General features: G+C 69.4%; 24 protein-coding genes and 1 riboswitch. Of the genes, 11 read left to right on the top strand and 13 right to left on the bottom strand.

Annotation, left to right across the window (positions count from 1 at the left end; all coding sequences use genetic code 11):
* The first annotated feature begins 2 nt into the window (after window positions 1-2).
* From AB0P21_RS28910 to AB0P21_RS28890, 5 genes are all read left to right on the top strand, one after another.
* Window positions 3-977, top strand: a complete 975-nt coding sequence (locus tag AB0P21_RS28910) for a hypothetical protein (RefSeq protein ID WP_363700378.1) — start codon at window positions 3-5, stop codon at window positions 975-977.
* A 21-nt stretch (window positions 978-998) separates the two neighbouring features.
* Window positions 999-1,184: riboswitch (cobalamin riboswitch) on the top strand.
* A gap of 6 nt (window positions 1,185-1,190) precedes the next feature.
* Window positions 1,191-2,222, top strand: a complete 1,032-nt coding sequence (locus AB0P21_RS28905; RefSeq protein WP_363700377.1) for an ABC transporter substrate-binding protein — start codon at window positions 1,191-1,193, stop codon at window positions 2,220-2,222.
* Window positions 2,219-3,241, top strand: a complete 1,023-nt coding sequence (locus tag AB0P21_RS28900) for an iron chelate uptake ABC transporter family permease subunit (protein ID WP_363700376.1) — start codon at window positions 2,219-2,221, stop codon at window positions 3,239-3,241. Before AB0P21_RS28905 ends, AB0P21_RS28900 begins: the two co-directional genes overlap by 4 nt.
* Window positions 3,238-4,266, top strand: a complete 1,029-nt coding sequence (locus AB0P21_RS28895; RefSeq protein WP_363700375.1) for an iron chelate uptake ABC transporter family permease subunit — start codon at window positions 3,238-3,240, stop codon at window positions 4,264-4,266. Before AB0P21_RS28900 ends, AB0P21_RS28895 begins: the two co-directional genes overlap by 4 nt.
* Before the next feature lies 1 nt (window position 4,267).
* Window positions 4,268-5,059 carry an ABC transporter ATP-binding protein gene (locus AB0P21_RS28890; protein WP_363700374.1) on the top strand — a complete coding sequence of 264 codons (792 nt, stop codon included), beginning with the start codon at window positions 4,268-4,270 and terminating at the stop codon, window positions 5,057-5,059.
* Here the strand turns inward: AB0P21_RS28890 and AB0P21_RS28885 are convergent.
* Window positions 4,950-6,485, bottom strand: coding sequence for a PLP-dependent aminotransferase family protein (locus tag AB0P21_RS28885; RefSeq protein ID WP_363700373.1), 1,536 nt, complete (start codon window positions 6,483-6,485; stop codon window positions 4,950-4,952). The genes AB0P21_RS28890 and AB0P21_RS28885 overlap by 110 nt on opposite strands.
* 69 nt (window positions 6,486-6,554) lie before the next feature.
* On the opposite strand from AB0P21_RS28885, the gene AB0P21_RS28880 reads away from it, so the two are divergent.
* The gene (locus tag AB0P21_RS28880; RefSeq protein WP_363700372.1) at window positions 6,555-8,039 is read left to right on the top strand and encodes a CYTH and CHAD domain-containing protein; all 1,485 of its coding nucleotides are present in this window, start codon (window positions 6,555-6,557) and stop codon (window positions 8,037-8,039) included.
* Between the two features lie 105 nt (window positions 8,040-8,144).
* Here the strand turns inward: AB0P21_RS28880 and AB0P21_RS28875 are convergent, their stop codons facing one another.
* From AB0P21_RS28875 to AB0P21_RS28825, 11 genes are all read right to left on the bottom strand, one after another.
* Entirely contained in the window at window positions 8,145-9,788 is a 1,644-nt protein-coding gene (locus AB0P21_RS28875; RefSeq protein WP_363700371.1) for a cation acetate symporter, read from the bottom strand.
* Window positions 9,785-10,129, bottom strand: coding sequence for a DUF485 domain-containing protein (locus AB0P21_RS28870; RefSeq protein WP_363700370.1), 345 nt, complete (start codon window positions 10,127-10,129; stop codon window positions 9,785-9,787). The genes AB0P21_RS28875 and AB0P21_RS28870 overlap by 4 nt, the downstream gene beginning before the upstream one ends.
* 200 nt (window positions 10,130-10,329) lie before the next feature.
* Window positions 10,330-11,865 (bottom strand): cation acetate symporter, encoded by a 1,536-nt coding sequence (locus AB0P21_RS28865; protein ID WP_363700369.1) that lies wholly within the window; start codon window positions 11,863-11,865, stop codon window positions 10,330-10,332.
* 12 nt (window positions 11,866-11,877) lie between these two features.
* Window positions 11,878-12,258 carry a hypothetical protein gene (locus AB0P21_RS28860; RefSeq protein ID WP_363700368.1) on the bottom strand — a complete coding sequence of 127 codons (381 nt, stop codon included), beginning with the start codon at window positions 12,256-12,258 and terminating at the stop codon, window positions 11,878-11,880.
* A 56-nt stretch (window positions 12,259-12,314) separates the two neighbouring features.
* The gene (locus AB0P21_RS28855) at window positions 12,315-13,061 is read right to left on the bottom strand and encodes a LytTR family DNA-binding domain-containing protein (protein WP_363700367.1); all 747 of its coding nucleotides are present in this window, start codon (window positions 13,059-13,061) and stop codon (window positions 12,315-12,317) included.
* Between the two features lie 10 nt (window positions 13,062-13,071).
* Complete coding sequence (locus tag AB0P21_RS28850) at window positions 13,072-14,202, bottom strand: histidine kinase (RefSeq protein WP_363700366.1); 1,131 nt, start codon at window positions 14,200-14,202, stop codon at window positions 13,072-13,074.
* A 17-nt stretch (window positions 14,203-14,219) separates the two neighbouring features.
* Entirely contained in the window at window positions 14,220-14,954 is a 735-nt protein-coding gene (locus AB0P21_RS28845) for a metallophosphoesterase family protein (RefSeq protein ID WP_363700365.1), read from the bottom strand.
* Between the two features lie 58 nt (window positions 14,955-15,012).
* Window positions 15,013-15,390, bottom strand: a complete 378-nt coding sequence (locus tag AB0P21_RS28840; protein ID WP_363700364.1) for a hypothetical protein — start codon at window positions 15,388-15,390, stop codon at window positions 15,013-15,015.
* Complete coding sequence (locus AB0P21_RS28835; RefSeq protein ID WP_363700363.1) at window positions 15,387-16,226, bottom strand: hypothetical protein; 840 nt, start codon at window positions 16,224-16,226, stop codon at window positions 15,387-15,389. The genes AB0P21_RS28840 and AB0P21_RS28835 overlap by 4 nt, the downstream gene beginning before the upstream one ends.
* Window positions 16,227-16,260: 34 nt before the next feature.
* Window positions 16,261-17,466: a hypothetical protein gene (locus AB0P21_RS28830; RefSeq protein WP_363700362.1), complete on the bottom strand. Its 1,206-nt coding sequence runs from the start codon at window positions 17,464-17,466 to the stop codon at window positions 16,261-16,263.
* Between the two features lie 5 nt (window positions 17,467-17,471).
* The gene (locus AB0P21_RS28825) at window positions 17,472-18,683 is read right to left on the bottom strand and encodes a hypothetical protein (RefSeq protein WP_363700361.1); all 1,212 of its coding nucleotides are present in this window, start codon (window positions 18,681-18,683) and stop codon (window positions 17,472-17,474) included.
* Window positions 18,684-18,840: 157 nt separating this feature from the next.
* Here AB0P21_RS28825 and AB0P21_RS28820 point away from each other — a divergent pair, with 157 nt between their 5' ends.
* The gene (locus tag AB0P21_RS28820; RefSeq protein WP_363700360.1) at window positions 18,841-20,322 is read left to right on the top strand and encodes a serine/threonine-protein kinase; all 1,482 of its coding nucleotides are present in this window, start codon (window positions 18,841-18,843) and stop codon (window positions 20,320-20,322) included.
* Here the strand turns inward: AB0P21_RS28820 and AB0P21_RS28815 are convergent.
* Complete coding sequence (locus AB0P21_RS28815; protein WP_363700359.1) at window positions 20,319-21,260, bottom strand: hypothetical protein; 942 nt, start codon at window positions 21,258-21,260, stop codon at window positions 20,319-20,321. The genes AB0P21_RS28820 and AB0P21_RS28815 overlap by 4 nt on opposite strands.
* Before the next feature lie 82 nt (window positions 21,261-21,342).
* On the opposite strand from AB0P21_RS28815, the gene AB0P21_RS28810 reads away from it, so the two are divergent.
* The 4 genes from AB0P21_RS28810 (at window position 21,343) to AB0P21_RS28795 (ending at window position 25,555) form a co-directional block, all read left to right on the top strand.
* Window positions 21,343-22,668, top strand: a complete 1,326-nt coding sequence (locus tag AB0P21_RS28810) for a dipeptidase (RefSeq protein ID WP_363700358.1) — start codon at window positions 21,343-21,345, stop codon at window positions 22,666-22,668.
* A gap of 96 nt (window positions 22,669-22,764) precedes the next feature.
* The gene (locus AB0P21_RS28805; RefSeq protein WP_363700357.1) at window positions 22,765-23,886 is read left to right on the top strand and encodes an NAD(P) transhydrogenase subunit alpha; all 1,122 of its coding nucleotides are present in this window, start codon (window positions 22,765-22,767) and stop codon (window positions 23,884-23,886) included.
* Complete coding sequence (locus AB0P21_RS28800) at window positions 23,883-24,188, top strand: NAD(P) transhydrogenase subunit alpha (protein ID WP_270134291.1); 306 nt, start codon at window positions 23,883-23,885, stop codon at window positions 24,186-24,188. Before AB0P21_RS28805 ends, AB0P21_RS28800 begins: the two co-directional genes overlap by 4 nt.
* Entirely contained in the window at window positions 24,185-25,555 is a 1,371-nt protein-coding gene (locus tag AB0P21_RS28795; RefSeq protein ID WP_363700356.1) for an NAD(P)(+) transhydrogenase (Re/Si-specific) subunit beta, read from the top strand. Before AB0P21_RS28800 ends, AB0P21_RS28795 begins: the two co-directional genes overlap by 4 nt.
* The last annotated feature ends 14 nt before the right edge of the window (window positions 25,556-25,569 follow it).

Raw genomic sequence — 25,569 nt, 5'->3', positions numbered from 1 at the left:
TCATGCGTACTCGTTCGGTGGTGGCCCTGCTCGGCAGTACTGCGTTGCTGGCTGGTTGCGGTGGTCCCGGCGGCGAGACGGCTCCCAGCGTGCCGCCGCTCGTCTCGATCAGTACGACGCCGACCGAGTCGCCCTCAGCCACACCGACCGAGACCCTGGGGACGCCGCCGACCTCCAAGGTGGCCGACACCCTGTGCATGCGGATGGACCAGACGCTCGTCCAGAGCGCTCTAGCCGTCCCCGTGGTGAAGATCGACCCGAAGCAGGTTCCTGCCGACTTCGGCTTCCCGACGTACGACGTATGCCAGCTAGGGCTCAGCACGACTCCCGCCGGTCCCGTACTGCGGGTCGGCATCTCGGTGTTCCCCTCGGCTCCGGCTGACCTCGCTGCGGCGCGCAAGGCCTACGACGCCACCAAGGGCGAGCCCGCCAAGCCGGTGACGGTCGCCCAGGGTGGCTTCGGGACCAGCAAGTTCGTGGTGTTCCTGCTCAACGGCAAGCTGGTCAAGGTCAGCGGGCCGCCCGCGACGCTCGCGAAGTACGTCGTACTGGGTGAGGAGGCGGCTCAACAGCTCGACGGGCTGCCATCGACCACACCGCCGCCCCCTCGGCAGGAATGCGACCGCGGCACCAAGACCGCCGCGAACGTGATGGGCGTCGAGGCCACCATCCGCCGCGACAGCGAGACCCCCGCCGGCGACCTCGTCTGCGGCTGGATCACCAAGACCCGCGTGCTCTACTCGACCGCCCGCCGGGTCGCCGACGCCGAAGCCGTCGTCGCCCCGACCCGCAAACTCGAGACCTCCTTCCCGATCCCGCTCGGCGACGAGGGCTACGTCGACACCGCCACCGGCCGCGGCGTGATCCGCGTCGGCACGGACAAAATCATCGACCTCGTCCCCCTCCCGGCCGGCACCGCCGACAAGGACGACATGGTCTCCTTCGCCCTCGCGATGTCCAGCCTGTACACCCGCTGAGCCCGGCGTCCACGGCGGGTGCTTAGGTTGAGCCGCCGTGGTGTTCGGGAAATCGGTGTGATGCCGGTGCGGCCCTCGCCACTGTGATCGGGATGTTCTGGGGTTGTTCCGGATTCGGAGACCACTGGCTGTAGTTGGCTGGGAAGGTCAGGCCCTTGGACGTAGTACCCGTCAGCCAGGAGACCGGCCACGGCGTGTCACACCGTCCACGAGGTGCTGGAGGCGCGCGTGAAAACGCTGGCTGCTGCTGTTGTCGTACTGTCCCTGGTCACCGGTTGTGGTGGTGCGGCGAAAGCCGGGCCCGGCGCTGACGCGGTGACGGTGAAGAACTGCGGGGTCGACGTCACGGTCGACGGACCGCCGAAGCGGGTGTTCGCGGCGTACCAGCCGGCGATCGAGATGGCGCACGCGCTGGGGATCTCCGATCGGCTGGTCGGTACGGCGTACCTGGACGCGGAGGTGCTGCCGCAGTACGCCGCGGCGCAGCAGGACCGCAAGTACTACAAGAACCTGCCGAGTCGCGAGGAACTGCTCAGCCAGGAGCCGGACTTCGTGCTCTCCGGGTTCAACGACGTGTTCGCCAGCGCGGGCAGCGACGGGAGTTTCGGGACCCGCAAGAGTCTGTCGGAGCTCGGCGTCCGGACCTGGATCTTCAGTCCGCTCTGCCCGACCGCGGACGGTAAGGGTGACGAGGCGATCGACCCGTCGACGGTCTCGATGGACAACGTGTACGCCGATCTGCGCGACCTCGGCAAACTCTTCGACGCGGGCAGCAAGGCCGAGGCGGTGATCGCCGACCAGCAGATGCGGATCTCGGCGGTCGAGGCGAAGGTGAAGGGCGCCGACCGGCCGACCGTGGCGATCCTGCGTCCGGGGCTCGAGGGCGGCGGTCTGACCGTGTCGGGTGGGCCCGACTTCGGCACCGTGCTGATCAAGCAGGCCGGCGGGGTGAACGCGTTCGCCGACCTGACCTCGAAGCGGAACGTGAAGATCAGCGTCGAGGAGTTCATCAAGCGCGATCCCGACTACGTCCTGATCAGCGGTTGCTGCGACGCCGGCCTGACCGAGGCGAAGGTCCAGCCTGACGTGCAGAAGATGCTGGCCAACCCGGCCTACGCCAACCTCAAGTCGGTCAGGAACAAGCACGTCCTGCCGTGGTTGTTCGCGCATCACTCGGCCGGCGTCCGCGGCGCCAACTCGACCGAGCTGATCGCGAAGATCATCCACCCCGACCTGGTCAAGTGAGGTCCGAGCCGGCCCTGCTGCGCAGTGGCGGCGCCCGGTCGGCCGGTCTGCTCGTCGCGGTGGCCGTCCTGTTGGCGGCCGCGTTGCTGTCGATGCTGGCCGGCAACCAGTGGTTCGGGCCTCATGACGTGTACGTCGCGGCGGCGGATTTCACCGGCTCCGACACCGACCGGGTGATCCGCTACCTGCGGTTCCCGCGGACGGCCGTCGGGCTGCTGGCCGGGATGGCGCTCGGCCTGTCAGGTGCCGTGATGCAGGGCATCACCCGCAACTCGCTCGCCGATCCGGGCATCCTGGGCGTCAACGCGGGTGCGGCGCTGGCGATCGTGGCGGCGATCAGCCTGCTCGGGGTGCAGTCGCTCAACGGCTATGTCTGGTTCGCGATGGGCGGCGCGCTGGTCGCCACCGTCGTGGTCTACCTGGTCGGATCGGTCGGCCGCGGCGGCGCCACTCCGGTCAAGCTCGCGCTGGCCGGCGCTGCCTTCTCCGCCCTGCTCGGCTCGGTCACCTCGGCCATCACCTTGCTCGACCTGACCGCCCTGAACGAGTTCCGGTTCTGGGTGGTCGGATCGTTGACCCTGGCAACCGGCGAGATCGTTGCCCAGAGCCTGCCATTCCTTGCCATCGGCATCGTTCTGGCGCTGGCCCTGGGCCGCTCGCTCAACCAGATCGCGCTCGGCGAGGAGCTGGCGGCAACCCTCGGCACCAGGGTCGGCCTGGTCCGCGTACTGGCCGCTCTCGCGATCATGCTGCTAGCCGGTACTGCGACAGCGATGGCCGGCCCGATCGCCTTCGTCGGCCTCGCCGTACCGCATGTCGCACGGTCCCTGGTCGGTGCGGACTACCGCTGGATCCTGCCCTGGTCACTGGTCCTCGCCCCGACCATGCTGCTGCTCGCCGACGTGGCCGGCCGGTTCGTCGCTCGCCCGGACGAGCTCCAGGTCGGCATCATCACCGCACTGATCGGGGCGCCGCTCTTCATCGCCCTGGTACGCCGCCGCAAATTGGCCGAGCTGTGAAGGCGCTCCGGATCGGCCCGGTCTCCACCCGGATCGACCTGACCAGCATCGTGGTGACCGTGGTCGCGCTGGCAGCGGCCACCGCGATCGGCGCGGTGTCACTAATGATCGGCGACTACGAGATCCCGCTGGCGAAGGTGCTCAACACCCTGGCCGGCAACGGCTCGCTGATCATGACCGACGTCATCGTGAACAACCGGCTGCCCCGCGTGCTGGTGGCGATCGGGGTGGGGATCGCGTTCGGGATCTCCGGCGCGATCTTCCAGCGGCTGGCCCGCAACCCGCTGGTCAGCCCGGACCTGATCGGGATCAACTCCGGTGCCGCGCTGGCCGCGGTCGTGCTGATCACTGTGATCGGTGCCGGTACAGGGTGGCTACCTGCCGGAGCGCTGATCGGCGCTGTGGCGACCGCGGTCACCATCTACCTGCTCGCGTACAAGAAGGGCGTGGCCGGCTATCGGCTGGTACTGGTTGGGATCGGCATCACCGCGATGGTCAGCTCGATCACCGTCTACCTGTTGACACTGGCCGACATCTACACCGCCAAGAGCGCCACGATGTGGCTGGCGGGCAGCCTGGCCGGCCGGTCCTGGCCGCACGCGACTCTGATCGGAATCAGTCTGCTGGTGCTGATTCCCGCCGCGTTGGCATCGTCGCGGCAACTGCGGCTGCTGGAACTCGGCGACGATCTAGCCCGCACGCTGGCCGGCAGGGTCGAGCTTTCCAGAGGCCTGCTGATCGCCATCGGAGTCGGCCTGGCAGCCCTGGCGACGGCAGCAGCAGGCCCGATCGCCTTCGTCGCGTTGGTGGCGCCGCAGATCGCCCGGCGCCTGGTCGCCGAGAGGGTGGCGGGATTGCTGGCGGCCGGAGCCGTCGGCGGGCTGCTGGTGGTCGCCGCCGACCTGGTCGCCAGAGAGCTCTTCGCCCCGACCGCGTTGCCCGTGGGAGTCGTCACCGCGTTCCTCGGCGCGCCGTACCTGCTGATCCTGATGGCCCGCGCGAACCGCGTCGGGCGAGGAGGCTGACATGCCCGTACTGCGAACCGACCACCTGAGCCTCGCGTACGACGGAACCCCGGTCGTCTCGGAGCTGTCGGTCGAGATCCCGGCCGGCCGGATCACCGTGATCGTCGGCGCGAACGCGTCCGGCAAATCCACCCTGCTGCGCGGCCTGGCGCGGCTGCTCACCCCCAAGGGCGGAACGGTCTATCTCGACGACGTCGACCTGGCACGCCTGTCGGGCGGCGCGTTGGCGACCAAACTCGGGATGCTGCCGCAGCAGCCCGTCGCGCCGGACGGCATCACGGTCTCCGACCTGGTCGGGCGTGGACGGCATCCGCATCAGCGCTGGTTCCGGCAGTGGTCGGAGGAGGACGAACGCGTCGTCGCAGCCGCTCTGCAGTCGACCGGTACGGCGGACCTGGCCGATCGGTCGTTGGACGAGCTGTCCGGTGGTCAGCGGCAACGGGTGTGGATCGCACTCGCGCTGGCCCAGGATGCGGAGACGATGCTGCTCGACGAGCCGACCACGTTCCTGGATCTGGCGCACCAGTTGGAGATCCTCGACCTGGTGCAGGACCTCAACCGCGAGCGGGGCAAGACGATCGTGCTGGTGCTGCACGATCTCAACCTGGCCACGCGGTACGCGGATCACCTGATCGCGCTGAAGCGCGGCGAAGTAGTTGCTGCTGGCAACCCTACGGAGGTGGTCACCGCCGCGGTGGTCGAGCAGGTTTTCGGGTTGTCCTGCGAGGTGATCGAGGACCCACTGACCGGGACTCCGCTAGTGCTGCCGCGACCGCGACGATCCCTTCGGTGATCTCGGTCGGCGTGCGCGCCGCATAGCCGAGGACCAGGCCTGGTGGCATCGGGTGCTGGCAGTGCCAGGACAGCGGCTGGGTCTTGACGCCCAGCCGGAGGGCTGCCGAGACGAGGTCCAGGTCGCTGAGGTCCTCGGTGTCGAAGGTGATGGTGAGATGCAACCCCGCGGCCGCGCCGTGAACTGTTGCTGTGGGCAAGTGATTGGCGATGGCGGTGATCATCGCGTCGCGGCGGGCCCGGTGGCGGCGGCGGACGAAGCGGAGTTGCCGTTCCAGCTCGCCGGACTCCATCAGGTGCGCGACGGTCAACTGCGGGAGACCGGCGTTGCCGAGGTCAGCCTGGCGTTTGGCGGCGACCAGGTCCCGGTGGAAGCGCGGTGGTGGCAGCATCCAGCCGATCCGGAGCGCGGGGGCCAGGAGCTTGGAGATGCTGCCGGTGTAGATCACCTGCTCGGTGAGCATGGCCCGGATCGCCGGCACCGGTGGGCGGTCGTACCGGTGCTCGGCGTCGTAGTCGTCTTCGATGATCAAGCCGCCGTCGGTTGCCCATTGCATCAGTTCGCGCCGCCGTTCGCCGCCGAGAACGACGCCGGTGGGGAACTGATGAGCGGGAGTGACCAGGACGGCGGGGGCGCCGCTGTCTCGGAGTACGTCGACGCGGAGGCCGTCGGCGTCGACCGTGATGGGGGTGGTTCGCATGCCCCAGAGCTGCAGGTGCTGCCGGGTTCCGAGCGAGCCGGGGTCCTCGACAGCGAGTTCGGTGATGTCCGCTCGGCTGAAGACCTGGGCGATCAGTGCGAGTGCCTGCGAGACGCCGGCGACGATGATGAGGTCGGCGGGGTCGGCCTGGATGCCGCGGTTGCGGGCGAGCCAGTTCGCGACGGCCAGCCGGAGGGCCGGAGTACCGGCTGGGTCTCCGTAGCCGAAGGCCGAGGCGGAGAGGTCGGTCAGTACTGCGCGCTCGGCCTTGAGCCAGGCGGCGCGGGGGAAGGCCGCCAGATCCGGTACGCCGGGGGTCAGGTCGATCCGCGCCTCGGTAGCGCGCATCGCGTCGAAGATCTCCTGGTCAGGAGCGTGCAGGGCAGGAGGTGCCAGGTGTGATGTGGAGGTGGCTGGTGAAGTGCCGATGGGCGCTGCCACCACGGTGGTGCCGGCGCGGCCGCGGCCGGTGACGTGACCGTCCTCGGTCAGACGCTGGTAGGCCTCCGTCACCACTCCACGCGAGACCTGGAGCTCGGCGGCGAGTTGCCGGGTCGCCGGGAGCCGGCTGCCGAGCGGAAGCCGGCCGTCGGCGATCGCCGTACGGAACTCGCCGGCCAGCCACTCGGCCAGCCCGCCCACCGGCGCGTCCTCGGGCCGCAGTTGAAGGAAGTCAGCACCTGCGACTTTGGACCTCTCACCGTCGCCTTGCCTGGTCCTGTTCACCAGTCCATTGTGCGGGTCTTAACGGGCAGGCTGGTGTGGCCGATTGGTTCCAACTGGTAAACAAGGGGCATGTCGCCGACTGAGCAACTCGAGATCGAGACCAAGTACGACGTCGACGAACACGCGATGCTGCCCACGCTGCACGAGCTGCCCGGAGTGGCGAGCGTCGCGCAGCCGGTCGAGCTGCACCTCGAGGCCGTGTACTTCGACACCGCCGCGCTCGACCTGGCCGCGAACAAGGTGACGCTACGCCGCCGGACGGGTGGCGAGGACGACGGCTGGCACGTGAAGCTGCCGGTGTCGTCGGGTGAGCGGCTGGAGATCCAGCACCCGCTCGGCAAGGCCGTGCGCAAGGTGCCGCTGCAGGTGATCCGCAGCGTCCGCGTGCACGTCCGCGACCAGGTGTTGATCCCGGTCGTGACGCTCGCGACGCGACGGATCGTGCACCGCTTGCTGGACGCCGACGGTGAGGTGCTGGCCGAGATCGCCGACGACGAGGTGACCTCGACGGTCGACGGCAAGACCGAGACCTGGCGCGAGTGGGAGGTCGAGCTGATCAACGGCGACCTCGCCCTGCTCGAAGCCACCGAGCCCGTACTCCGCGCCGCGGGCGCGCAGCCGGCGTCGGGGCCCAGCAAGCTCGCGCGGGCGCTCGGTGACCGGGTGCCGAAGCTGGCGAAGTGGGAGCTGCCGAAGAAGCCGACCACGGCCGACCTGTTCCGCGCGTACGCCGGTGAGCAGGTCAAGGCGATCCACGAGCGCGACCCCGAGGTACGACGTGACCTGCCCGACTCCGTGCACAAGATGCGGGTGGCGACGCGGCGGCTGCGATCCGCGCTGGCGACGTACCGGCCGGTGGTCGATCGGGAGGCCGGCGATCGGCTCCGCGCCGAGCTGAAGTGGTTCGCCGGTGAGCTGGGTGGCGCGCGCGATGCCGAAGTACTGCGTGAGCACTTCGGTACTGCGGTCGACGCGCAGCCGGTCGAGCTGGTGATGGGCAACGTGAAGGACTTCGTCGACACGCATCTGAGGTCGGTCTACAAGGCCGCCCGGGTGCAGGCGCTGGCCGCGTTGGAGAGCGAGCGGTACTTCCGGCTGCTGGACGCGTTGGACGAGTTGCTGGCCAACCCGCCGCTGGTCGGTGAGGAGCGCAAGGCGGCCAAGCAACTGCCCGAGCTGCTGGACCACGACTGGAAGCGGATGAGCAAGGCGGTTCGCCGGATGGAGGACGCCGAGGACCTCGCCACCCAGGACCACGAGCTGCACGAGGTCCGCAAGGCCTCCAAGCGACTCCGGTACGCCGCTGAGTCGGCGACCCCCGTGCTCGGTGACGAGGCGACCGGGCTGGTCTCGCGGGCCAAGGAGGTGCAGGAGGTGCTCGGCGACCACCAGGACAGCGTGGTGGCGCGTGACCTGCTGCGGCAGCTCGCAGTACAGGTTTATCTGGATGGCGGGAACGCGTTCACCTTCGGCCGGCTGCACGCCGCCGAGGAGCAGCGTGGCGAGGCGTCCCGGATCGCGTTCCTGGAGTTGTGGCCGACCCTGAAGGGCTGAGAACGGAAGACGGGGGACACCGGGCTGGCTGCGCCGGGTCCCCCGTCTCGGGGTTGAAGCTGTCAGGCAGGTTCGCGAGTGGTCCGCAGGGCCTGCCTGACAGGTCTAGTGTTCCGTCGCCTTCTCGGCGCCCGCGCCGGTCAGCGAGCGGACCTCCATCTCGGCGAACTTGTCGACGTTCGTGCCTTCCTTGCTGGTCAGCGTGCCGATGATGCCGAGCACGAAGGCCAGCGGGATCGAGACGATGCCGGGGTTGTCCAGCGGGAACCAGTGGAAGTCGATCCCGGTGTCGGTGATCATCGACAGGCTGGCGCCGGTCTTCTTGTCCACCTTGCCGGAGACGACCGGGCTGAAGATGATCAGGAAGATCGCCGAGCCCAGCCCGCCGTAGATGCTCCACAGCGCGCCGCGGGTGTTGAAACGCCGCCAGAACAGCGAGTAGAGGATCGTCGGCAGGTTCGCCGAAGCCGCCACCGCGAAGGCGAGCGCCACCAGGAAGGCGATGTTCTGGCCGTTGGCGAAGATGCCGCCGACGATCGCGACCGCGCCGATCACCAGCACGGTGATCCGGGCCACCCGGACCTCGCCGTCGCCGCTGACCTGGCCCTTCTTGATCACCTGACCGTAGATGTCGTGCGCGAACGACGCGCTCGCCGTGATGGTCAGACCGGCCACCACCGCGAGGATGGTGGCAAAGGCGACCGCCGAGATCACGCCCAGCAGGATCTCGCCGCCGAGTTCGTAGGCCAGCAACGGGGCCGCCGAGTTCGCCTTGCCCGGAGCCGCCCGGATCGCGTCCGGTCCGACCAGCGCCGCGGCGCCGTACCCGAGCACCAGGGTGAACAGGTAGAAGATGCCGATGATCCAGATCGCCCAGCTGACGCTGCGGCGGGCCTCCCGCGAGTTCGGCACGGTGTAGAAGCGCATCAGCACGTGCGGCAGACCCGCGGTACCGAGCACCAGGGCCAGGCCGAGCGAGATGAAGTCGAGCTTGCTGATCCCCGTTGCGCCGTACTGGAGACCGGGGCTGAGGAGCTTCTCTCCGGCGGCCGGGCTCTTGTCCACTGCAGCGCCCAGCAGGCTGGACAGGTTGAAGGTGTACTTCGCCAGCACCCAGATCGTCATGATGCCGGCGCCGATCACCAGCAGCACCGCCTTGACGATCTGCACCCAGGTGGTGCCCTTCATGCCACCGACGAGCACGTAGGTGATCATGATGGCGCCGACGATCGCGATCACCAGGTTCTGCCCGGCGCGGCCGTCGATGCCGAGCAGCAGCGCGACCAGGCCGCCGGCGCCGGCCATCTGGGCCAGCAGGTAGAAGAAGCAGACGCCCAGGGTGGAGATGGCCGCGGCCATTCGGACCGGACGCTGCTTGAGCCGGAACGACAGCACGTCGGCCATCGTGAACCGGCCGGTGTTGCGGAGCAGTTCGGCGACCAGCAGCAGGGCGACCAGCCAGGCCACCAGGAAGCCGATCGAGTACAGGAAGCCGTCGTACCCGTTCAGCGCGATGGCGCCGGCGATGCCGAGGAACGACGCGGCGGACAGGTAGTCGCCGGCGATCGCGATACCGTTCTGCGGTCCGGTGAACGAGCGGCCACCGGCGTAGAAGTCGGCCGCGCTCTTGTTGTTGCGGGAGGCCCGGATCACGATCGCCAGGGTGGCCACCACGAACAGCGCGAAGATCGCGATGTTCACCTTCGGGTCCCCGACGGTTGCCAGTGGCAACAGAAGTGGCGCGCTCACTGGTCGTCCCCCTCGATCAGGTGCCGCAGTTCCTTGGCCTCCGGGTCGAACTTCGTGTCGGCCCAGCGGACGTAGAGCAGGGTGATCGCGAAGGTGGAGACGAACTGGCCGAAGCCGAACAGCAGCCCGACGGTGATGTTGCCGCCGACCTTGTGCGACATGAACCCGTGGGCGTAGTCGGCGAGCAGGACGTAGACGAAGTACCAGACCAGGAACAGGCCGGTCATCGGGAACACGAAGCGCCGGAACCGGCGACGGAGCTCGGAGAAGTCCGGTGACAGCTGGACGTCTCGGTACGTCGTCAGTTCCGGATCGCCGGCCGCGCGGCGGGTATCGCTCATCGCGGGACCTCCAGACAGGATCAGGCCGGGCGGAAACCGGCGTGCAGGGTTGCTGGTCCGTACTGTGGGCCAGGTCACTGTCGCGCCGACAGCACCGGACCGCATCGAGCGCCCAGCGGCGCCCAGCTCTCGACCGGCGGTGAGCCCGGCCACGGTGAACGGTCGGAACCGTACGACGAACGGTCGGTTGCGGTGCTGCTTCAGGGGTGCGGCAGGCCGCGGTCGACGTCGACGGCCTCGGGGGTGTGCAGCCGGACCATGCTGCGGGCTGTGCCGCGGGGGATCTTGTGCGGGGTGAACTTGGAGACCACGATCACGGTGATGAAGGCCAGCGGCATGGTCCAGGCCGCGGGCTGGCCGATCAGGGCCTTGGGCCAGCCGGACTGCGGCGGCCCGATCACGTTGACCAGTACTGCGGTGATCGCGGCGACCCCGCCGACGACCAGGCCGGACGCGGCGCCGACCACCGACATCTTGCGCCACCAGATCCCGAGCACCAGCATCGGGCAGAACGTCGACGCGGCGACCGCGAAAGCCAGGCCGACGGTGTCGGCGAGACTCAGCGCGCCGGTCAGGTTGAACAACAGGTAGGGGATCAGGATCGCCAGCAGGGCAGCGATCCGGAAGCTGTTGACGGCCAGGTAGTCGCCGCCGGTCATCCGGTTGAGCCGGTTGCGGAGGAGGTCCTGGTCGATCACTCCTGCGATGGCGACGGTCAGGCCGGACGAGGTCGACAGGAACGCGGCGAAGGCGCCGGCGGCGACCAGTGCACCGAGCAGATCGCCTGCTGTGCCAGGGAAAATCCGTCCTGGCAGCTCCAGTACGACGGTGTCCGCGCTGCCGTCGATCAGCTCGGGCGCGAAGCTGCGGCCCAGGATCGCGTACAGGGGTGGGAAGAGGTAGAACGCGCCGAGCAGCGCCAGCACCACCACCGTCGTACGCCGGGCCGCGCGGCCGTCCGGGTTGGTGTAGAAGCGCACCAGCACGTGCGGCAGGCCCATCGTTCCGAAACAAAGGGCCAAGAGCAACGAATAGGTCGCGTACAGCGGGTGGTCGCGGCCGCCTGCCTTCGACAGCGGCTCGGCCCACTCGGCGCCGGCGCCCTGCAGGGACTCCAGCACGCCGATCGGGTGGCCGGACGAGCGCCAGGCGATCAGGATGACGAAGATCGGCGCGGCCAGGGCGGTGAGCTTGAGCCAGTACTGGAACGCCTGCACGAAGGTGATCGAGCGCATCCCACCTGCGGCAACGTTGATCACCACGATCACCGCGACCAGGGCGGCGCCGACCGCGGGCGGCGCGCCGGTCACCGTGTGGACCGTCAGGCCGGCGCCACGCAACTGGGGGAGGAGGTAGAGGGTGCCGATGCCGACGACCAGGCAGGAGCAGATCCGGCGTACGACGGCAGACTCGAAGCGGGTCTCGGCGAAGTCCGGCAAGGTGTAGGCGCCGGAGCGGCGCAGCGGGGCGGCGATCAGCACCAGCAGCATCAGGTAGCCGGTGGTGTAGCCGACCGAGAACCAGAGCATGTCGGCGCCGTTCACCAGCACCAGGCCGGCGACGCCGAGGAAGGATGCCGCCGACAAGTACTCGCCGCTGATCGCGGAGGCGTTCCAGCGTGGACTGACCGCCCGGCTGGCGACGTAGAAGTCACTGGTGGTGCGGGAGATCCGCAGCCCGAACAGGCCGATCCCGATGGTTGCCGCGATCACCAACCCGATCGCGGTCAAGCTCATCGCCGAATTCATCTACTTGCGCCCGACGAACTCGGTGAACTCGGCTTCGATCCGTTCGGCCTGGCGGACATAGATGCGGGCGGCAACATAAACCACGGGGTAGACGGCGATGCCGAGCAGTACCCAGGGCAGTGGCAGGCCGAAAACGAGGAAGGTCCGGGTGGCTGGGACGAGTAGGAAGAGCAGTGGCAGGCCGCCGAGGACGACGGCCGCGCTGCCGATCACCGCGAGGGCGAGGCGGAGTTGGGACTGGATCAGCGAGTTCATGTAGACCTCGCCGACCCGGGTCTGCTCGTCGATCTCGCGGGTGCCGGTGTGCGCGGTCATCCGGCGGGCCGCGCTGGTCCGCGGGCTGGTCACGCGAACCCGCCGCGGCGGCTCCGGCGTACTCATCGGTCCCGCCGGGGCGGCGCTGGCGTGCTCATCGGTCGCGCCGATCGGCAGGCATCTCAGCCCCGCAGGGAGGTCGAGCGGACCAGCAGGTCGCGGAGCTCGCGGGTGTGCCGGCGGCTGACCGGCAGCCAGTCGTCGCCGACCCGGACGGCGCAGCGGCCGCCGTCGACCCGCATCTCGTCGACGTGGGCGAGCGCGACCAGCGTGCTGCGATGGATCCGGGTGAAGCCCGCCTCCCGCCAGCGCTCCTCCAGGGTGCTGAGCGGGATCCGGACCAGGTGCGAGTTCTGCCCGGTGTGCAGCCGGGCGTAGTCGCCCTGCGCCTCGACGTACCGGACGGCGGAGCGCTGGACGAAGCGGGTGACACCGGCCAGCTCGACCGGGATCGTCTCGTCGTCGGAGTCCTCCTGCGGCGGTACCGCGGTCGGCGTCCGCGCGTTGATGACCCGGCGGACCGCCTCGGCGAGCCGCTCGGCGCGCACCGGCTTCATCACGTAGTCGGTGGCGTGCAACTCGAAGGCGGCCACCGCGTGCTCGTCGTACGCCGTGACGAAGACGATCTGCGGCGGGCGCTTGAAGTTGGACAGCACCCGGGCCAGGTCGAGACCGTCCAGGCCGGGCATCTTGATGTCGCAGAAGACCACGTCCAGGTCGGCCGCCTGCAGGATCTTCAGCGCCTCGGGACCGTTCGAAGCGGTGTCGATCGGGCCGATCCGAGGGTCCTGATCCAGCAGGTAGACCAGCTCGGCCAGCGCCGGCTCTTCATCGTCAGCGACGAGCGCGCGCAAGGGAGAGTCGGTCATGCCGCACACACTAAGCGGACGCATGCACTCCTGAGGAGTATTTGGGCACCCGGAAACTGACCTTTGTGCCTGCTTCCGGCGCGGTCTCGACCACCAGGCCGTAGACGTCGCCGTAGACCTGGCGGAGCCGGGCGTCGACGTTGCCGAGGCCGATCGAGTCGCTGGTCGACTCCCCGGCCAGCACCGCGCGGATCACCTCGGGGTCGCTGCCGGCCCCGTCGTCCTCGACGCTGATCTCCGCCTCCAGCCCGCGGTCCTGGGCGCGGATGGTGATCTTGCCGATCCCGGTGGTGCCGTCCAGCCCGTGCCGGACGGCGTTCTCCACCAGCGGCTGGACGACCAGGAACGGGATCGCCACCGACAGCACCTCGGGCGCGATCAGCAGCGAGACCTTGAGCCGGTCGCCGAATCGCGCCTGCTCCAGCACCAGGTACCGCTCGACGTTGCGCAGCTCGTCGGACAGCGTGGTGAACTCGCCGCCGCGGCGCAGCGCGTACCGGGAGAAGTCCGCGAACTCGAGCAGCAGCTCGCGGGCACGCTCGGGATCGGTCCGGACGAAGGACGCGATCGCGGCCAGCGCGTTGTAGATGAAGTGCGGGCTGATCTGCGCCCTGAGCGCCCGCAGCTCGGCCTCCATCGCCCGGGTGCGCTCCTTGTTGAGCTCAGCGAGCTCCACCTGACCGGAGACCCACCTGGCGACCTCCTCGGTGGCCCGGACGAGTGCTGCCGAGGAGCGCGGGCTGTAGGCGACCAGTACGGCGACCACTCGGTCCTCGGTGACGATCGGCGCGACTACCGCAGTACGGACTGGGCATTGAGGGTCGCCGCACGCCACATCATGAGCACCCAGTACTGCGGTACGCCCGGTCCGCAGTGTCGCCGCAGCGATCCCATGGGCCACGCCGCGGTGGTAGTCCTCGTAGGCGCCGCCGACACCGTCCCAGGCCAGCACACTGGTCGAGTCGCAGATCGCGATGGCCGCAGTACCGAGCAGGTCGCGCAGGTGCTTGCTCGCCTTGGTCGCGGCCGCAGGGGTCAGGCCCTCGCGCAGACTCGGCGTGGCCAGCGACGCGGTGTGCAGGGTCGCGTACGTCGCCTTGTCGGCCGAGGTGCCGAAGTGCTTCCGTCGCCGGGAAAACATGTCCCGACGGTACGCGCTCAGACCTCCGAGCGGGGCCGGAACGCGGCGAGCGCCTCGGTGTCGGAGTAGTTGGTGTGGAGGTAGGCGTCCAGCCATTCCTCGATCCCGGGGTACGACGACTGCTCGGCCAGCTGGTCGGCAGCGGTGGCGTCGAGCGCAGTACGGCGTAGCTGGACGCCGGTTGGAGTCAGGAGAGCCCAGCTGGCACCGGGAGCGCCGTACGGCATGCCGATGCTGCCCGCATTGACCACTAGCCGCCGGTCGACTTGCCGGGCGAACGGCATGTGCGTGTGGCCGCAGACGATCGTCCGGACCTCCTCGGGTACGCCGCTGAGCACGTCTGCCCATCTGGCGATCGGGCTGTCGACCAGCACGACCTCCTCGTCATCGCGAGGCGTCGCGTGGCAGAACAGGGTGTCGCCGATCGTCACGCTGGTCGGCAGAGCGGCCAGTAGCTCGACCTGGTCCGGCCGGAGCTGCTTGGCCGCCCAGGGGCTGACCTCGTCCGGCGGTTGCCCGGCGTACGAGCCGCGGGCCATCTCCACCAGCTCCCGGTCCGCGTTGCCGCGCACCCACACTGCCCGCTTGCCCAACCCCACCAGGAGATCCAGCGTCTCCACCGGCTGCGGTCCGCTGGCGATGTCGCCGGCCAGCACGATCACGTCGGCCGCAACCACGTCGGGCTCGGCCAGTACTGCCTCCAACGCAGGCAGTACGCCGTGGATGTCTGCCAGCACCACCACTCGTTCCATACTGAGCAGTCTGCCGCCGAGGAGCGCTGATGTGCCGCAGGTTAGCTGTTGGCAGACATCAGCTGCCGAGGACCAGGTCCCCGACGTACGGCTTGGTCGCCAGCTCGCACTCGCCGTTGGTGAAGTCGCACCGGATGATCGCCCGGGAGGCGTTCTCCTCGCCGGCGTTCTTCACCACGGCGACGATCAGGAAGTGCTGGTCGTCCTCGGCGGTGATCGAGTGGAAGCAGCCTTTCCACTGGCGGACCAGCTTGCCGCTGCGGGCGTTGAGCGCGGCCTGCTCGACGTCGCAGTAGCCGTCCGGGTACGCCGGCCCGCCGATCGCGGTACCGCCATCGGGCGTGAAGCCCCGGATCATGTTGTCGCAGGTCCGCCACAGCTGCTTGCCGGTCGCGACCTCGCTGATCGTGCTGCAACTCCCGCCGTCGGTGATCACACTCCCACCGAGGCGGCCACCCGGCCGTCGTCCGAGACAGCAGTGGGGGAGACGACCGGTTTGACCTGAGCCGTCGCGGCACCCGGCGTCCAGGAGTAGAGCTTCCAGGCGCCGGTCTCCGTGTCACCCGAGCGGAAGTAGACCTTGCCGCCTGCGTGCGCGAGCACCTCGATGTCCCAGCCGTTCGGCACCTTCAGGCTCTGCACCGAGCCGCTGCTCTCGGAGTAGACGACACCACCCTTGGTCGCGGCCCCCTGCGAGCTGGGCCGGGACACCGCGTACGCCGCTGCCGACTGGTCCGCCGCGGTCACCAGCGACGAGACCCCCGCAGTACGCCGGACCTTCTCGTCGCCGAGCCGGAGCAGTTCGGTCCCCTCGCCCTTCGAGACGATGACCAGCACCGAGTTGCCGAGCCGACCCACCTGGCGGATGGGCTCGGTGCCAGGGACCTTCGGCGTCGCCCCAGCTCCTCCACGGACCTCACGGCCGACCACGTAGGGCAATTGCGGGCTACGGCCTTCGGGAAGCTTGGCCGCGTTGAGGGTGATCGAGGTGGGGCCGGTGTAGGTCTCCGAAACCACCGGTGTGGTGGTCGGCGGCTTGGAGGTGGCGGACGCCGGCGGTGTCGACGGCACCTTTCCCGGCGTCGGGGTCTGGCCCGGAGTCGGAGTCGGCGCCGGAGTACCGGTGGGAGTGCCGCTCTGCGTGGGCAGGGGAGCTGCGTCGACGCCTTCCTGCTCCGGCGCCTGCCGGGAGGCGAGCACGCCACCGATCACCACCGCGGCGACCGCGATCGACGCGACCAGGACGGCCAGCCGGCCGTTCGACTTCTTCATGGCTTGCTCCTCTTCCCGCTGCCCTGCTTCATCGTCATCTACCGCTGAGGATCAGCTGGGAGCTGGTCAGGCCGACCGCCGCTTCACAGCTACCGGTGTTGATCTCGCACCGGATGATCGCGCTCCTGGTGCCGCCGGTCGCGTTCTCGGCCACGATCAGCAGGTGCTGGTCGTCCTCGGCCACGACGCTGTCGAAGGCACCCGTCCACTCGCGGATCACCGTGCCGGTGGCGGTGTCCTGAGCGGTGATCCGGGCCGCGGTGCCGACCTCGGCCCGGTCGCCGACGCCGATCACGACCGAGTGGTCCGGGGTGAAACCGCTCAGCACACTGTCGCAGGTCCGCCAGAGTTGCTTGCCGGTGGCAAGGGTCGTCACGGTCGAGCAGAGCCGGGTGGTCTCACCGGGCGAGGAGTCGGAGGTGGAGATCGCCACCGCGCCGTCGAGCGACACCTGGTCGGGGGAGTTGACGGTCGTCAACTGCTTCGCGGCCGCCGCACCTGGCTGCCACTCGAACAGTCGCCAAGGCGCTGCCTCAGCGCCCTTCCAGTGGTAGTAGATGCTGCCGTTGCTGCCCAGCCGCAGTACTTCGAGGCCACGAGCCGCAGCCGGTACTGCGAGCTTGCGCACCGACCCGGCCGTCTCGGAGTACACGACTCCACCGGTGCCGTCGGCCGGTACTGCGGCGTAGGCCACGGCACTACCGTCGTTGCCCACCAGCGAGCTGACGTCGGCGGTGGACCGCGATTTGCCCGAGCCGTCGATCTTGACGAGCCCGAAGTCGAAGCCCTGCACGACTGCCAGCACGTCGTCGCCCAGTCGCGCCACCTGGTGAATCGTGTCCGTGCCAGGGATCTTCCGCATCCAGCCGCTGCCGCCGCGGACCTCGCGGCCGATCAGGAACGGCACCTGGGGATCCCGGCCCTTGCCGAGCTTGCCCAGGTTCACGCTCACCTTGACCGGGCCGGCCTGCCCTGACGGCGTCGCCGACGGCGTTGGGGTGGCTGCGATCGAGGGCGTCGCCGACGGAGGCGTCTTCGGTACGACGACGGGCGCCGGAGCGGACGGCGTACCGGTCGGGGTCTTCGAGACCTGCGCACTCGGACTGGTCGGAGCAGCCAGTGGAGCAGCCTGCGCTCCGAACGACTTCGGGCTCTGCCGATAGGCGAGCGCACTGCCGGCCACCACCGCTGCCACCGAGACCGCCGCGACCACCATCGCGAGCCGGGTGTTGATCTGCATCCCCGTCACCTGCCGCTGATACTCAGCCGCGAAGTGGTCAGGCCGATGGCGGCTTCGCAGGAGCCGGTCGGGACCTCACAGCGGATGATCGAGCTCTTGCTCCAGTCACCACCGAGCTTCTCGACCCCGGCCAGGATCAGGATGTGCTGGTCGTCCTCCGCGACGGCGCCGCCGAACGATCCGGTCCATTCGCGCAGCAGTTTGCCGGTGGCCGTGTCGTGCACCTGGACCTTCGTCGGCGGGGTGTTCGCTCCGTACCCCGCCAGGCCGATGGTGATCGAGTGGTCCGGGCTGAAGCCGGTGATCAGGTGCTCGCAGCTCTTCCACAGTCTCTTGCCGGAGTCGAGCAGCGACACTGCCGAGCAGGTCTGGCCCCCCGCGGCCGAGCTGATCGAGCTGACCACCGCGCCGTCGCTGGAGACCCTGGTCGGTGAGTCGACCGTCTTGACCTGCTTCGCCGTTGAATCACCAGGCGTCCACTCGAAGAGTTTCCAGGGACCGCTGAGCCCGTCCTGCGCCCGGTAGTAGACCTTGTCGGTCAGTCCGACCACTTTGAGCCCATTACCGCCGGCGGCCGGTACCTGGAGCTTCAGTGGCGGCACCGGCTCTGTGGTCCGGTAGTAGATCGTGCCCCCGCCCGTCGGCACACCATCGGCGTCAGTGCGCTCTGCGACGTACGCCGCTGTCCCGCCTTCGGTGGTGAGCAGCGACGTGACGTTGTCGGTGCGCTCCGGCTCCCCGGACGAGTCGAGCTTGAGTAGTTCGCTGCCGGGCTTGCCGGGCCTCTTCGCGACGATCACCAGCACGGAGTTGCCGATGCGCTCGACCTGCTGGATCGACTGCGAGCCGGGGACCTTCGTGCTCCAGCCGCCGCCCCCGAGGACCTCCCGGCCCACCAGGTAAGGCAGTTGCGGGTCCCGGCCCTTGGTGAGCTTGTCCACTTCCACCTTGAGCTGCACCTTGCCGGGATGGGGTGGTGTCGTCACCGGCGTCCCGGACGGCTTGGCCGGAGTGGGCAGCGGCGTCGCGGGTGGAGCGGACGGCGTACGGGATGGGCTGTTGCTGGGAGTGGGAGTGGAGGTGGGCGATGCCGCCAAGGGAGCTGCGGCTGCGCCGAGGACCTCCGGGACCTGCTGGTAAGCCAGCACGCCTCCGATGGCGACCGCTGCCACGCCGACAGCTGCTACCACGACAGCAAGGCGGGCATTGGTCTGCATTGCTGTCCCTCCCTGGATCGCGCCGGGCCGCCGCTGGTGACACGCCCCGTCCGGGATAGGACGCCGGCCGTCGCTGTTTTGTTCGTCACGCTTCGTTTCGGTCTCGGACGCGCGCTCAGGCGACCCGGTCGCACCTGGGATCGAGCATAATGCGGGGATGGACCAGCCATCGCGGATCGGCCGGTACGCCCTCGTCCGCCGGGTGGGTGCCGGGGGTTTCGCGACCGTCTGGCTGGCCCGCGACGAGCAGCTCGACGCCGAGGTCGCGGTCAAGATCCTGTCCGACAACTGGATCGACGAGGACGACGTCCGGCGCCGCTTCCTGGCCGAGGGGCGGTTCCTGCGCCGGGTCGACTCGCCGCACGTGGTCGGCGTGCACGACGTCGGCGAGACCGAGGACGGCCGCCCGTACCTGGTGCTGACCTATGCCGACGCCGGATCGCTCGCGGACCGGATCAAGGCCGGGCCGCTGGCGATCGACGACGTGGTCGACATCATCGGCCAGGTCGGCAGTGGCCTCAAGCAACTGCATGCCCGCGGTGTGCTGCACCGCGACGTGAAGCCGGCCAACGTGTTGTTCCGCACCGACGAGTCCGGCCGGCGCGCGATGCTCGGCGACCTCGGCCTGGGCAAGTCGCTGGAAACCGTGTCCCAGTTGACGATGCCGGGCGGTACCCCGGCCTACGTCGCGCCCGAGCAGGTGATGGGCGACCGGCTCGACCACCGCGCGGACCTGTACTCGCTCGGCGCGGTTGCCTACGCGGCCTTCACCGGCCAGGCGCCGCACGGCGTGATCAGCCTCGGCGCGGTGATGCGGATCGAGAAGCCGCCGCCGTCGATGAGCACCTTGCGCGACGACGTCTCGGCTGCGATCGACGCCGTCGTACGGCGGGCCCTCGAGCCGGATCGCGACAAGCGCTGGCCCGACCTGGACAGCTTCCTCGACGCGCTGCGCGAGGCTCACAAGACCGGTGAGATCCCCGCGGGGCTGGTCCCGGCCGAGGCGTTGCCGGGCCCGGTCGGGTCAGGCGGTGTCGACCAGGAGACCGCGCTGTCGGCGGCCAACGCCCCGACGATCGCTGGTGCTCCGGCGGAGGCCACGACCGCTCCGGCGGCCTTGGTGGCGACCCCTGCGGCAGCACCGCGACGCTCCGCTCGCACGTGGGCGCTGACCACCGTGCTGGCGGTCCTGCTGGCCGCAGGTGGTGGCTACGGCGGCTACCGGCTCATCCTCAGCCGCCCGGCGACCGTCACCGAGGGGAGCCTGTCGGTGAAGGTCGACCGAGCGTGGGATCAGAGGTCCGGCAACGACGTCGGGTCCGCTCTGCTGGTCACCACCGACACCGCCGGGTGGCACCAGACCGCTGATGTCCCGGGGGTCTATCTGGAGCTGAAGCGCGGCGAGACGGTTCCGAAGGCCGGCAAGCCACCGGCCGGCTGCGAGCTCGAGACCAGCAACCCGGGTACTGGCGACAATGCGCTCTTCTACTACAAGTGCAGCGGCGCCCAGGGCATCGTCGGGGAGCGCTACCAGTCGGTCGACAACGGCACGGCAGTGCTGTGGACCCAGGTGCGAGGCAGCGACCGCCAGGACGTCAACGACGTCCTGGCCTCCGCCACCTACAAGAAGAAGTCCTAGGGCACCAGCGAGGTCAGCGACGACGCGGTGGCCTTGTGCATCCGGGGGATGACGTTCAGCGTCGCCGAGTCGCCGCTGTAGAGGTGCGAGCCCGACTCGTAGACCAGGTACGCCGTGCCGTTGTACTCCGTGATGCCCTCGGTCATGCTCGGCGCCCGGAAGCAGCTCAGCGCGGCGGCATCCAGGTCCTTCTGACCCCGGCGTACGACGTACAGGTTGCTGCGGTTACCCCGCCCGTACGACGTGCTGTAGACGAAGTGGTTCGCCGTCACCATCAGGCCCTGCGTCTTGGTCGGCACCTCCCAGGCACCAGGCTGGGTGGTGAGCGTGCCGTCCGTGGCCACCTTGTACTCGTACATGGCGCCGCGGCCGGTCTCGTTGAAGGTGCCGGAGAAGACCGAGTCGCCGTAGCTGGTCAGGAAGCCGGAGCCGGCTACGTCACGGGCGGTGCCGACCTGAGCGAGGTACGGCGTACCGGCGGCCTTCAGCGCGGCACGCAGCTCGGTGAGCCGGTACTTGCGGATCGAGCTGCCCGCGCCGGCCACGAAGGCCCAGCCCTTGGTGGTGGTGATCCCGCCGACGTGCGCCTCGGCGATCGCCACCACGCCGACCGTGGCGCCGGTGGCCGGGTCGATGCCGTAGATCTGCGAGTCGGCGCCCGCGCGGTACGAGGTGACCAGCAGCAGGTTCTTGCCGGTGCCGTCCCAGTTGTACCAAGTGCCGGCGCCCTGCGGGGTGTGCGTGCTGAGGTTGGGGATACTCGCGCTGTTGCTGAACCGGGCGTCGTACTTCTTGGAGGCCGACGGGCCGTCGTAGAACGGGCTGCCGGTGTTGGCCGCGGTGTCGCAGGTGATCGCGGCACTGGCCGGCGAGCTGAGCGCGGTGACGGCGGCCGCGGTGGTGACGAACGCGGTCAGGATGGCGAAAGGCCGAGTCATGAGGTCCTCTACGGTTTGGGCGACAACCTTCGAGATGTTCTCCGTAGAAGGTAAGTGATTGACCCGCAGTACGGTAGGGCGCATGACCGATCTAGCCGCGGCGATCGACCGCGTTCTGCCCAGTGTCCGTGCCGACCTCGAGGACCTCATCCGGATCCCCTCGGTCAGTGCGGACCCGGCCCGTGCGGCCGATGTCCAGCGGTCCGCCGAGGCGACCGCCGCGCTGTTCGAGGCCGAGGGCTTCACAGTACAGATCGTCCGGGCCGGCGACGGCGCGCCCGCGGTGATCGCGAAGAAGGCCGCGCCCGAGGGCAAGCCGACCGTGCTGCTCTACGCGCACCACGACGTCCAGCCGACCGGCAAGGTGGAGGAGTGGACCTCGGAGCCGTTCGAGCCGACCGAGCGGGACGGCCGGCTGTTCGCCCGGGGCGCGGCCGACGACAAGGCCGGGATCGCGGCGCACCTGGCCGCAGTACGGGCCTTTGGCAACGATCTTCCGGTGGGCGTGACGGTCTTCGTCGAGGGCGAGGAGGAGATCGGCTCGCCGACCCTGCTGCAGCTGCTCGACGAGTACGCCGACGAGCTGACCGCCGACGCGATCGTGATCGCCGACTCGGGCAACTGGGCGATCGGCCAGCCCGCGCTGACCGTCTCGCTGCGCGGCCTGGTCGACTGCTTCGTCGAGGTGCGGACGCTGAAGCACGCGGTCCACTCGGGATTGTTCGGCGGAGCCGTACCGGATGCGCTGACCGCGCTGTGCCGGTTGCTCGCGACGCTGCACAACGATGACGGCGATGTCGCGGTCGACGGGCTGCACGCGACCCGGGCGGCGGCGCTGGAGTACCCCGAGGACCGGTTCCGGTCGGAGTCGAGCGTGCTGGACTCGGTCAAGCTGATCGGCTCGGGCACGCTGGTCGACCGGCTGTGGACGCGGCCGGCGATCGCAGTACTGGCTATTGACGCGCCGCGGGTCGCAGACGCGAGCAACACCCTGGTGCCGGTTGCCCGGGCCAAGGTCAGCCTGCGGGTTGCCCCCGGCGACGACGCGGTCAAGGCGATGGAGGCCCTGCGCACCCACCTCGAGCAGAACGCGCCGTGGGGAGCCCAGGTCACGGTGACCGAGGGCGATATCGGCCAGCCGTGCTCGATCAACGCCAACGGAGCGGCGTACGACGCGGCGCGGTCCGCGTTCGCCGCGGCCTGGGGAGTGGAGCCGGTCGACACCGGGATGGGCGGCTCGATCCCGTTCATCGCGGAGTTCCAGCAGGCCTTCCCGAACGCCGCCGTCCTGGTCACCGGGGTGGAGGACCCGGACACCCGCGCGCACGGGATCGACGAGGGTCTGCACCTGGAGGAGTTCGCCAAGGTCTGCCTGGCCGAGGCGCATCTGCTGCAGAACCTGGCCTGACCGCAGGGCCCGGCCCCAGCTTCAAACGGGTGACGATCTGTTCGATCCTGGAGCCGGGCTTTCCGCATACCGTCTGCTTGGCATAGGTTTCGGCGAGTGAAGATCGCAGTAGTGCGAGAGACCAGACCGGCCGAGCGCCGGGTGGCCCTGGTGCCGGAACAAGTCATCAAGCTCGTCCAGCTCGGCTACGAGGTCGCGGTCGAACCCGCGGCCGGCGAGCGCGCGCTGTACTCCGACGACGCCTACCGCGAGGCGGGCGCCGACGTGGCTTGGGGTGCTGATCACGCGGCGACGGTGGTGGTGTCGGTGCAACCGCTCGAACGCGAGCGCCTGCAACGACTGCACGCCGGCACTGCGCTGATGTCGTTCCTGCCGACGAATCCGCCGGACGTGATCCGGGCCGCGACCCGGGCCAAGCTGACGGCGTTCGCGATGGAGATGATCCCGCGGATCTCCCGGGCCCAGTCGATGGACGCCCTGTCCTCGCAGGCCCTGGTGGCCGGCTACCGCGCCGCCATCGTTGCCGCCGAGCGGCTGCCGCGGTTCTTCCCGCTGAACATGACGGCCGCCGGCACCGTGCCGCCCGCCCAGGTGCTCGTCCTGGGTGCGGGCGTCGCCGGACTGCAGGCGATCGCCACCGCGAAGCGCCTCGGCGCGGTCGTCAAGGCGTACGACGTCCGCACCGCCGCCGCCGAGGAGATCGCCTCGATGGGCGCGCAGCCGATCGAGCTGGAGCTCGGCACGCTGGACGGTCCCGGCGGGTATGCCCGCGAGATGACCGAGGAGCGCGCGCAACTGCAGCGCGACCTGCTCACGCCGTACATCGCCGGTGCCGACGCGCTGATCACGACGGCCGCCGTACCGGGCCGGACCGCGCCGATGCTGGTGTCGCGGTCGATGGTCGAGCAGATGAAGCCCGGCTCGGTCGTCGTCGACCTGGCCTCGGAGTCCGGCGGCAACGTCGAGGGCTCGGTGGCCGGCACCGAACTGATGATCGGCAACGCGCTGGTCTGGGGCGGCGCCAACGTGCCCAGCCAGATGGCCGGTCCGGCCAGCCGGCTCTACGGCCAGAACATCGCGAACCTGATCACGCTGATGACCCGGGACGCGGAGTTCAACCCCGACTTCGACGACGAGATCGTCCGCGGCTGCTGCCTCACCCACGACGGCACCGTGCTGCACGAGCCGACCCGCGAACTGCTGGAGGGAACGGCATGACCGAGACCATCGCTCTGCTGACGATTTTCGTGCTCGCGGCGTTCGTCGGCGTCGAGGTGATCAGCAAGGTCTCCTCGACCCTGCACACTCCGCTGATGTCCGGCGCGAACGCGATCCACGGCGTCATCCTGGTCGGCGCGATCATCGTCACCGGACAGGCCGAGTCGACCGGCGTGGTGATCGTCGGACTGCTGGCCGTCGTGCTGGCGACGGTGAACATGGTCGGCGGGTTCGTCGTCACCGACCGGATGCTGCAGATGTTCCGCGGCCCGGCGGCGCGCAAGAAGGAGCTGCACAAGTGATCGCCACCTGGGCCCAGATCGGTTACCTGATCTCCGCGGTCTGCTTCATCGTCGCGCTGAAGGCGCTCTCGTCGCCGAAGTCGGCGCGCAGCGGCAACCTGCTCGGCGCGGCCGGCGCTGCGCTCGCGGTGATCATCACGTTCGCGGCGTACAAGCCGGATCACCTGGCCGCGATCCTGGTGGCGCTGGTGATCGGCACGGTCGCCGGTGTGGTCGGCTCCCGCCGGGTGCAGATGACGCACATGCCGCAACTCGTTGCGTTGTTCAACGGCGTCGGCGGTGGCGCTGCTGCGCTGGTCGCGCTGATGGAGCTCGGCGAGGTGCGCGACGGTGAGACGATCGCCGCGATCGCGACCGCCTTCACCATCCTGGTCGGCGCGATCAGCTTCTCCGGCTCGGTGGTGACGTTCGCCAAGCTGCAGGAGCTGATGACGAGCCGGCCGGTGACCTTCCCGGGTCTGCCGGTGCTGTTCGTGGCCGGCATCCTCGGTGGCCTGGCGCTGTCGATCTGGCTGGTCTCGGACCCGCGGGTCTGGGTCGGCGTGCTGCTCTGCCTGGTCGGCCTGGCGCTCGGCGTGATGCTGGTGCTGCCCGTCGGTGGCGCCGACGTGCCGATCGTCATCTCGCTGCTGAACGCGTTCACCGGCCTGACGGTCGCGGCCGGCGGTTACGTCCTCGGCAACACCCTGCTGCTGGTGGCCGGAACGCTGGTCGGCGCGGCCGGAACGCTGCTGACCAAGATGATGGCCGACGCGATGGGCCGCTCGGTCTTCAACATCCTCTTCGGCGCGGTCAAGGGCGGCTCGACGCTGGGCGGCGGTACGGCGTCCGACCGGCCCGTCATCTCCGGTACGCCGACCGACGTGGCGATCCTGCTCGGCTACGCCCAGCGAGTCGTCATCGTCCCCGGCTACGGTCTCGCCGTCGCCCAGGCCCAGCACACACTGCGTGACCTGGTCGAGGAGCTGCAGGGCCGCGGGGTCAAGGTCGACTACGCGATCCACCCGGTGGCCGGCCGGATGCCCGGTCACATGAACGTCCTGCTCGCCGAGGCCTCGGTGCCGTACGACCAACTGCGCGAGATGGACGAGATCAACGGCGACTTCAAGTCCACCGACGTCGTCCTGGTGGTCGGCGCCAACGACGTCGTCAACCCGGCCGCCCGGACCACCCCGAGCGCCCCGATCTACGGGATGCCGATCCTGAACGCTGACGAGGCGCAGCGGGTCATCTTCCTGAAGCGCTCGATGCGCCCAGGCTTCGCCGGTATCGAGAACGAACTGCTCTACGACCCGAAGACCACCCTGCTGTTCGGCGACGCCCGCGAGTCCCTCACGAAACTCCTGGCTGCCGTCAAGACCGTCTGAACCGCAGTACGACG

The sequence above is a fragment of the Kribbella sp. NPDC056861 genome, from assembly GCF_040687575.1.
In the GTDB taxonomy this organism is placed as follows: domain Bacteria; phylum Actinomycetota; class Actinomycetes; order Propionibacteriales; family Kribbellaceae; genus Kribbella.
The sequence above is the reverse complement of the archived record's forward strand: the minus strand, read 5'-3'. Positions and strand labels throughout refer to the sequence as shown.

Bases quoted from the DNA above. Each gene is read 5' to 3' on its own strand.
- AB0P21_RS28830 (WP_363700362.1), bottom strand. From the start codon at position 17,466: ATGCAGATCAACACCCGGCTCGCGATGGTGGTCGCGGCGGTCTCGGTG.
- AB0P21_RS28855 (WP_363700367.1), bottom strand. From the start codon at position 13,061: ATGACCGACTCTCCCTTGCGCGCGCTCGTCGCTGACGATGAAGAGCCG.
- AB0P21_RS28870 (WP_363700370.1), bottom strand. From the start codon at position 10,129: ATGAGCGATACCCGCCGCGCGGCCGGCGATCCGGAACTGACGACGTAC.
- AB0P21_RS28860 (WP_363700368.1), bottom strand. From the start codon at position 12,258: ATGAGTACGCCGGAGCCGCCGCGGCGGGTTCGCGTGACCAGCCCGCGG.
- AB0P21_RS28835 (WP_363700363.1), bottom strand. From the start codon at position 16,226: ATGAAGAAGTCGAACGGCCGGCTGGCCGTCCTGGTCGCGTCGATCGCG.
- AB0P21_RS28825 (WP_363700361.1), bottom strand. From the start codon at position 18,683: ATGCAGACCAATGCCCGCCTTGCTGTCGTGGTAGCAGCTGTCGGCGTG.
- AB0P21_RS28810 (WP_363700358.1), top strand. From the start codon at position 21,343: ATGACCGATCTAGCCGCGGCGATCGACCGCGTTCTGCCCAGTGTCCGT.
- AB0P21_RS28845 (WP_363700365.1), bottom strand. From the start codon at position 14,954: ATGGAACGAGTGGTGGTGCTGGCAGACATCCACGGCGTACTGCCTGCG.
- AB0P21_RS28800 (WP_270134291.1), top strand. From the start codon at position 23,883: ATGACCGAGACCATCGCTCTGCTGACGATTTTCGTGCTCGCGGCGTTC.
- AB0P21_RS28910 (WP_363700378.1), top strand. From the start codon at position 3: ATGCGTACTCGTTCGGTGGTGGCCCTGCTCGGCAGTACTGCGTTGCTG.
- AB0P21_RS28880 (WP_363700372.1), top strand. From the start codon at position 6,555: ATGTCGCCGACTGAGCAACTCGAGATCGAGACCAAGTACGACGTCGAC.
- AB0P21_RS28820 (WP_363700360.1), top strand. From the start codon at position 18,841: ATGGACCAGCCATCGCGGATCGGCCGGTACGCCCTCGTCCGCCGGGTG.
- AB0P21_RS28865 (WP_363700369.1), bottom strand. From the start codon at position 11,865: ATGAGCTTGACCGCGATCGGGTTGGTGATCGCGGCAACCATCGGGATC.
- AB0P21_RS28850 (WP_363700366.1), bottom strand. From the start codon at position 14,202: ATGTTTTCCCGGCGACGGAAGCACTTCGGCACCTCGGCCGACAAGGCG.
- AB0P21_RS28815 (WP_363700359.1), bottom strand. From the start codon at position 21,260: ATGACTCGGCCTTTCGCCATCCTGACCGCGTTCGTCACCACCGCGGCC.
- AB0P21_RS28890 (WP_363700374.1), top strand. From the start codon at position 4,268: ATGCCCGTACTGCGAACCGACCACCTGAGCCTCGCGTACGACGGAACC.